Origin of the sequence: Halohasta salina (genome assembly GCF_024178165.1) — an archaeon.
Taxonomy (GTDB): Archaea; Halobacteriota; Halobacteria; order Halobacteriales; family Haloferacaceae; genus Halohasta; species Halohasta salina.
Genome location: NZ_JAMZIE010000005.1, coordinates 163,372 through 170,085, shown reverse-complemented (window position 1 = coordinate 170,085; position 6,714 = coordinate 163,372). Strand labels below are relative to the sequence as shown.

At 64.8% G+C, this 6,714-nt stretch carries 10 protein-coding genes, 1 tRNA gene and 1 pseudogene; 6 read left to right on the top strand and 6 right to left on the bottom strand.

The window, feature by feature from the left end:
- Positions 1-442, bottom strand: a pseudogene (locus NKJ34_RS12205) (hypothetical protein); the annotation flags it as partial.
- A 135-nt stretch (positions 443-577) separates the two neighbouring features.
- On the opposite strand from NKJ34_RS12205, the gene NKJ34_RS12200 reads away from it, so the two are divergent.
- A tRNA-Ser gene (locus NKJ34_RS12200) sits at positions 578-660 on the top strand.
- 160 nt (positions 661-820) lie between these two features.
- Here NKJ34_RS12200 and NKJ34_RS12195 read toward each other — a convergent pair.
- On the bottom strand, positions 821-1,324 hold the full coding sequence (locus tag NKJ34_RS12195; protein ID WP_253738581.1) for a hypothetical protein: 504 nt from the start codon (positions 1,322-1,324) through the stop codon (positions 821-823).
- Positions 1,325-1,441: 117 nt separating this feature from the next.
- On the opposite strand from NKJ34_RS12195, the gene NKJ34_RS12190 reads away from it, so the two are divergent.
- From NKJ34_RS12190 to NKJ34_RS12175, 4 genes are read left to right on the top strand one after another with little or no spacing between them, the layout of a single operon-like run.
- A complete protein-coding gene (locus NKJ34_RS12190) occupies positions 1,442-2,074 on the top strand; it encodes a DsbA family oxidoreductase (RefSeq protein WP_253738580.1) in 633 nt (210 codons plus the stop codon).
- Between the two features lie 46 nt (positions 2,075-2,120).
- Complete coding sequence (locus NKJ34_RS12185; RefSeq protein ID WP_253738579.1) at positions 2,121-3,032, top strand: SDR family NAD(P)-dependent oxidoreductase; 912 nt, start codon at positions 2,121-2,123, stop codon at positions 3,030-3,032.
- A gap of 52 nt (positions 3,033-3,084) precedes the next feature.
- Complete coding sequence (locus NKJ34_RS12180; protein ID WP_253738578.1) at positions 3,085-3,888, top strand: DUF8054 domain-containing protein; 804 nt, start codon at positions 3,085-3,087, stop codon at positions 3,886-3,888.
- 54 nt (positions 3,889-3,942) lie between these two features.
- Positions 3,943-4,416 carry an FKBP-type peptidyl-prolyl cis-trans isomerase gene (locus tag NKJ34_RS12175; protein ID WP_253738577.1) on the top strand — a complete coding sequence of 158 codons (474 nt, stop codon included), beginning with the start codon at positions 3,943-3,945 and terminating at the stop codon, positions 4,414-4,416.
- Between the two features lie 3 nt (positions 4,417-4,419).
- On the opposite strand, the gene NKJ34_RS12170 is transcribed toward NKJ34_RS12175, so the two are convergent.
- Together NKJ34_RS12170 and NKJ34_RS12165 are read right to left on the bottom strand one after the other, a co-directional pair.
- A complete protein-coding gene (locus tag NKJ34_RS12170; RefSeq protein ID WP_253738576.1) occupies positions 4,420-4,686 on the bottom strand; it encodes an elongation factor 1-beta in 267 nt (88 codons plus the stop codon).
- 2 nt (positions 4,687-4,688) lie between these two features.
- Complete coding sequence (locus NKJ34_RS12165; protein WP_253738575.1) at positions 4,689-4,868, bottom strand: HVO_2753 family zinc finger protein; 180 nt, start codon at positions 4,866-4,868, stop codon at positions 4,689-4,691.
- Between the two features lie 98 nt (positions 4,869-4,966).
- Here NKJ34_RS12165 and NKJ34_RS12160 point away from each other — a divergent pair, with 98 nt between their 5' ends.
- Positions 4,967-5,428: a DUF8009 family protein gene (locus NKJ34_RS12160; protein ID WP_253738574.1), complete on the top strand. Its 462-nt coding sequence runs from the start codon at positions 4,967-4,969 to the stop codon at positions 5,426-5,428.
- Positions 5,429-5,484: 56 nt separating this feature from the next.
- Here NKJ34_RS12160 and NKJ34_RS12155 read toward each other — a convergent pair whose 3' ends face one another.
- Together NKJ34_RS12155 and NKJ34_RS12150 are read right to left on the bottom strand one after the other, a co-directional pair.
- The gene (locus NKJ34_RS12155; protein ID WP_253738573.1) at positions 5,485-5,679 is read right to left on the bottom strand and encodes a cold-shock protein; all 195 of its coding nucleotides are present in this window, start codon (positions 5,677-5,679) and stop codon (positions 5,485-5,487) included.
- Between the two features lie 91 nt (positions 5,680-5,770).
- Positions 5,771-6,610, bottom strand: coding sequence for a DUF6517 family protein (locus NKJ34_RS12150; protein ID WP_253738572.1), 840 nt, complete (start codon positions 6,608-6,610; stop codon positions 5,771-5,773).
- Between the last annotated feature and the right edge of the window lie 104 nt (positions 6,611-6,714).

Here is a 6,714-nt window from a genome sequence, read left to right as displayed (position 1 = left end):
TCGACGCTCCGAGACAAACGTCTTGATTGGGAACATCGTTTGTCGGGTGGCACGAACGTGTCACCCTTGCCCGCTGTGACTTCCAGCTACTGCTGAGAACTGACCAACAATCATCTACCCAAGAGCGTTTTGAGTATTCTTTTTCAGCCAATACTAACTCTCTCAGATATTCATTTGCGGTTTCCTTTTTTATCTGAAGAGTGTAGCCTTCTGATTCCCATATTACTCTGTGGAACCTGTCTAAGATGTTGGCATAGTTCTTAGCAGTGTGGTGTGCATAGCCTTCAATTGCCTCAGGATTCTTCCCTTGGCGGGAAAGCCACCTAATCAACTTCTTCCTGTGGCTCTTGTATGCGACAGTTTGACGCTCATTGAGATAATCCAATGACGGAGTAGGAATAAGAACGATACCTTCAACTTTGTCGGGTTTGTTCTCTCTCATAACCCCTGAACAGAGACGGATTCCACGGTTTCAGTGCGATTCAACTTTGGAACGATGGAACGGAATCGTTTCATTGTTTTCACCATTGAAGACGTTGAAATCGCCTGACGTGATAGGGGTTGAAACTGACCGCACGGTGGGATGGCAGAGTGGACTATTGCGCCTGCCTTGAAAGCAGGTGGCCTTTGGCCTCCTGGGTTCGAATCCCAGTCCCACCGCATTCTACCGCGAGCAACGTCCGCGAGCGGCTGCTGCGGCGGACGGGATTCGAGCAGCGAACAGCTTCGCTGTGAGTGAGTTCGAATCCCAGTCCCACCGCGTTTTCCGGCGACCAACACGGCGAGCGGCTGCCATGGTTGACTGCTGTGTGACCTGTTTTCAGAACCGAACCACGGCGTCGACGATCCCAACGGTCTGCCCAACACCGACGAACGCGAGGCCGGCGAGTCCTGACCCCATGCCCGCCAGCGAGAGGAGATAGACGACCGCCCCGAGGCCGGCGATGGCGGCACTTCCGAGATACACCTCGGCGGCTTCATCGAGCCGTCGACCCGTGTCGGCCAACCCCGCCGCCGGCAGCAGCATCCAGCCGACGAGACTCGTCGTCCAGAGCGCCGTCGACCCGGTCTCGACGAGGAAGCCGGCAACACCCGCGAGCGTCACCGCGAGGCCGACGACCATCACCGCCCGCCAGCCGGCGAGCGCGCCGGTCGACATGTCGGCCCAGCCGGTCGCCAGAAAGAACGCGATGAAACCGGCCATGACGAGGTGGGCGATGAAGATCGACCGCGACCCCACCGCGCCGACGTCCGCGGCCGCGACGAACAGCCACGCCAGCGGGACGAGCAGGCCCGGACCGCTCTCCCGGAGCTGTTTGAGCATGGGTCCGTATTGCGACGCGATTTACAAGAGGGTATTCGTTCTCGCGGCCCCGCTTTCGTGCAGTGTCGGCTCACACCACCGCCCTGCTTTTCGGGCTGGATCCCCTCCCCTCGAGCAATGAGTACTCGATCCACCGAGCAGATCACCGTCTACTCGGACTACGTCTGCCCGTTTTGCTATCTCGGCCGCGAGTCGCTATCGCGGTATCAGGAGAGCCGTGACGACGATCTAGAGATCAACTGGCAGCCGTTCGATCTCCGGCATGGCAAGCGCAACCCCGACGGGACGATCGACCACTCGGTCGACGACGGCAAGGATGACGACTACTACGAGCAGGCCAAGGAGTCCGTCCGCAACCTACAGGAGAAGTACGACGTCGACATGGCACTCGATCTCGCCACCGAGGTCGACTCCTTTGCCGCCCAGATCGCCTCCTACTACGTCGCCGACCACTACCCCTACGAGACGTGGCTGGAGTTCGACGAGGCGATCTTCGCGGCGCTCTGGCAGGACGGCCGCGACATCGGTGACGCCGACGTGCTCGCCGATCTCGCCGACGAGGTAGGCGTCGACCCCGACGAGATCCGGTCGGCGCTGGACGACGAGCAACTTCGCAAGGAGATCGAGGCCGAGTGGACGGCCGCCCAGCGGCGGGGGATCACCGGCGTGCCGACCTTCGCCTACGATGGCCACGCCGCCCGCGGCGCGGTGCCGCCCGAACACCTCCGGCGGCTCGTCGAAGGCGAATAGGCCGCAGCGACCGAGTCCCTTTGTCCGTCCAGCCCCTCGACCGTCTATGGGAGACCGACCGGAACGGATCGCTGACGTGGAGGGCGTCGACCTCGCAGGCAAACGGGCCCTCGTCACCGGCTCGACGAGCGGGATCGGCCGCGAAACGGCGCTGGCCCTCGGACGCCTTGGGGCGGACGTGATGATTCATGGCCGCGACGAATCGGCCGGCGAAGCGGTCGTCGACGAACTGGCCGCGATGGGTCGGGAGGCGACCTTCCAGCGGGCCGACTACGCCAGCGTCGACGACGTTCGCGCGCTCGCGGCGGCCGTCCGGGAGTGGACCGACGATCTCGACGTCCTCTGCAACAACGCTGGCGGCCTCTTTCGAGAAGGGAAGCTGACCGACCTCGGCGTCGAGTACACGTTCCACGTCAACCACCTCTCGCCGTACCTGCTGACCGCCGAGTTGCTGCCGACGCTGGCCGACGACGCCCGGATCGTCACCACCTCGTCGGGAGCCCACCGCGGCGTCGACATCGAGTTCGAGTCGATCCGGTCGGTCGACTCCTACTCGGGGTTCCGGGCCTACCAGCGCTCGAAGCTCGCCAACGTCCTGTTTTCGAATGAGTTGGCCCGCCGACTCGACCGAACCGACCGCTCGATCACGTCCAACAGCTTCCATCCGGGGGCGATCCCCGGCAGTGGCTTCGCGCGGTTCCTCCCCGGCCCGCTGCCGCGACTGTTCGCCGCGCTGGGTCGACTGCCGATGGCCACCACGGTCGCTGAGGGAGCCGCGACCGCGGTGTACCTCGCGGCCTCGCCGCAGGTCGAAGCCGTCTCGGGGCAGTATTTCACCGACTGCGAGCCGGAGACGCCGTCGGCCGCCGCGCGCGACACGACCACGCAGCGTCGCCTCTGGGAGGAAAGTGCCACCCTGCTCGGTATCGACGAACCGCTGGCCGACGTCGAAGCATGAGGCAGTCGACACCTTCGACAACGCTGAAATCAGTTCGGCGAGAACGCCACCCATGCTCGGGCAACTCATCGACTCACTCAGCGAACCGGCCTACACCGGCGACCGCCGCTGTTGGCCGTGTACCGTCCTGAATGCCGCCCTCGTCGGGCTGGCCGCGCTCCTGATCGGGCGTCGGTGGCGACGGCTCGGCGGCGTGATCGTCCTCGGAGCCGGCGGGCTACTGATCGCCCTCCGCGGCTACGTCGTGCCCTACACCCCCCGGTTCGCGCCACGGCTCGTCGACCGCCTCCCCGTCGACGTCGGCGTCGACCACGCGCCGCCGGCCGAGCCGTCCGATTCGTTGGTGGCCACAGACGACCCCAACGCGTTGGTCGGTGTGCTGATCGAGGCGGGGGTGCTCACCGGCGACGAGATGCTCCACCTCGACGACGGGTTCGCAGAGACGTGGGGCCGCGAGATGGACGCCCTTCGCGGGGCAACCGACGGCGAGGTCGCCGCGGCGGCCGCCGCGGCCGTCCCGTACGACGCCGAGTCGACCGTCTCCGGCGAGCGGCTGCTCGTGGCGGGCGACCGCGACGCGTGGCTCAGCCGCCCCGTGGCGATCGCCGAGGCAGCGGCCATCGAAGCGCTCGTCGAGGCGGGCGTCGACCGCGAGACGGCGGCCCGCGCTGCCGGGCCGTTGCGGATGTTCCTGCCCGCCTGTCCGGACTGTGGCGGGCCGGTCGCCGAGTCGACGGTCAGCAACTGCTGTGGCGGCACGAAGGGCGTCTACGACCATCCCGACCGGGAGGTACTCGCCTGTGTCGACTGCGAGGCAGTGTGTTACGAGTTCCAGCCGCTCGACGACGCCGAATAACCCCGTCGAGCAGTCGACCGACTCGTTTTACTGTCGGGCATACCGAGCCATCGTATGAGCATCGAAACGGGAGACAGTGTCACCATCGAGTACGTCGGGCGGTTCGAAGACGGCAGCGTCTTCGACACCTCCCGCTACGAGGTCGCCGAGGAACACGGCCTCGTCGAGGCACAGGAAAACGAGGAAGACGATTACAGCCCGCTGTCGTTCGCCGTCGGCGAGGGCGACGTGATCGAGGGGCTCGAAGAGGCAGTCGTCGGGCTGGCCGAAGGCGACGAGGAGACGGTGACGATCCCGCCCGAGAAGGCCTACGGCGAGTTCAACGAGGAGTGGGTCCGTGAGTACGACGCCGCGACCTTCGAGGGGATGGTCGGCACCGAGCCCGAGGTCGGCATGCACGTCCACGCCGAAAACGGGCTCCACGGCGACGTGACCGCTGTCAAAGACGGGACTGTCGAGGTCGACTTCAACCACGAACTGGCCGATACGACGCTGGTCTTCGAGATCGACGTCCTCGGCGTCTGGTGAGAATTAGACTCGGCCGACGTTTTCGACCGACACGCTTTCGACGCCCTCGACCTCGGTAAAGGCCTCTTCGACGACTTCGGTACCGCCGGCACCGTCGGCGACGATCACGGTCGGCAGCAGCGCGACCAGCCCGAAGGCGACGTCGTCGCGTTCGAAACCGTTGATCTGTGCGCCCTCGGGCAGCGAGGCCTCAAGCTGCTCTTGGAGCTCGTCGAGGTCGATATCGGGGCTCTGCGGCATGACTTTCAGCTTGGCGGCGACTTTCCCCATCGTTATGGCCCCCGGAACCCGCAGTCGGGGCACTCATAGAGGTTACTCTGTTTGCGGCATTTGGCACAGCGGTGGATTCCAGTGCCGCAGTCCGGACAACTAAACGAGGCAGCGTTCATCCCCGCGACCATGATGCCGCAGGAGACACACTGTTGCTCGACGTCTTGTGCGGAGTCGCTCATATCTTTATCCACCAGTGGCCGACTTTTAACCCTTGCGAGGTCGACTTTCGCCCGCCGGCGTGGCAAAACGGTTTCACCCACAGGCTCCAACAGGTCGTATGGCCGACCGCGACCCCGACCGCACGGAGCCGTCCCGCGACAGCGACGACCCGCGGGCGATCCGCACCGTCGCCGTCACCGTCGACGACGTCGTCGCCGCCCTCGAAGCCAACCGGAGCGCCGACCGCGGGGCGGTCCTTCGAATCACACCCCCGTTTTCCGGCCGGATGCGCGCCCGTATCCACGCCGGCGGGACGGCGTACGACACCGACACCGACCCCGAGCCGATCCATCTCGATCCCGAGCGACTCGTCGACGAGGTTCCCGACTACCCGACGGCCGACGAGACCCGATCGATGCCCGACGACGAGGCGGCCGCCGACATCGACACCCGGCGGCAGCGCCACACCGAACGCGTCGAAGCGTGGCGCGAGACGGTTCGCGGGCGACTCGCCGAGACGGTCGACATCGGAACGCCGGCCGGCGACCACACTGTTCGGCTGATCGCACTCGGCGAGTGAGGGCCAGCGCTACCGCTGGCCGGGTGAAAATATAGAATGCGGAACAGCCGTGGGGCTTAGAGACGCTGGAGGTTCTTGGCTCGGGGGCCTTTCTCCGCTTCCACGATGTCGAACTCGACGTCCTCGCCCTCTTCGAGGTCGGGGCCGCCGACGTCCTCCATGTGAAAGAACACGTCGTCGTCCGCGTCGTCTGTTTCGATGAAGCCGTAACCGCCTGTGTCGTTGAAGAACGCAACCGTACCTTTTGCCATTCGCGATGTCTCCATCCGGATGAATGGCACTAACACACATAATTCTATGGGTCGGATTCGAAACGGCTCGCTCGTCACCTGACTCGCCCGATCAGGCCGGATGAACGAGTCCCGAAACCAGCCGGTCGACGTTGTCGGCCTCGATCGGCTCCAGTGCCTGTGGATAGCCAGCGACGGCGACCACGTAGTCGCCCTCGTGTGGGACCACCGTGATCTCCAGCAGCAGGTCGACGGTCAGCCCGTTTTGCTCGATCTCGCCGTCGAACGTCGAGACGGTCGTCTCCGTTTCGAGGACGGTCGCCGTGGTTTCACTGACCATATCGCCGACCGACAGCCCCTCGAACTCGCCGGAGAGCATCGACAGCAGCTCCGCGTTGTCCATCTTACCGACCGGGTTGAGCGACTGGCCGGCGATCGAAAACGCCGGGGTCGTCAGGAGGATAAACCGGCTCCAGCCGCCCTGTCGATCGTCCCCGCTGCCCCCGTCGTCGGCTGTCTGTTGGGTGTCGCTGTCCTCGATATCGTCCGGGAGTTCGCCGTCGTAATCCTCCGGGAGTTCGCCGTCGTAATCCTCCGGGAGGTCATCCGGAAGCTCTCCGTCGTCGGGGAGCGCGTCGGCGTCGCCCGCGGATGATTCACCGTCGGTGTCGTTTCCGAGGAGCGCTGCCGCCGAGATCGACCGCTCGTAGATCACCACCTGATTGACAGCCTCGACCGTCCGGGTCTGGCCGGCGGCGTCGACCTCTTGGGAGACGGTCTCGGTGCGCTCGTCGGTCTGTTCGTACCCCGTCTCCGACAGCGCGGCGTCCTCGACCGCCGCGGGCTGGGCCGTCTCGCGGAGCGGCCCCTCGCCGGTGGCGAACTCCAGACAGCCACCGAGGGCGGCCACTCCGATCGTCCCCGCTGCCAGCAGTCGGCGTCGTGTATACATGATCCAACCTGTCGATCCGAGTCGCATAACAGTTATTTAAATCTATCTGATACTAAAACGGAGAGCATCCGATCACGATGGCTGTCGGGTCGGACTTATGTTCG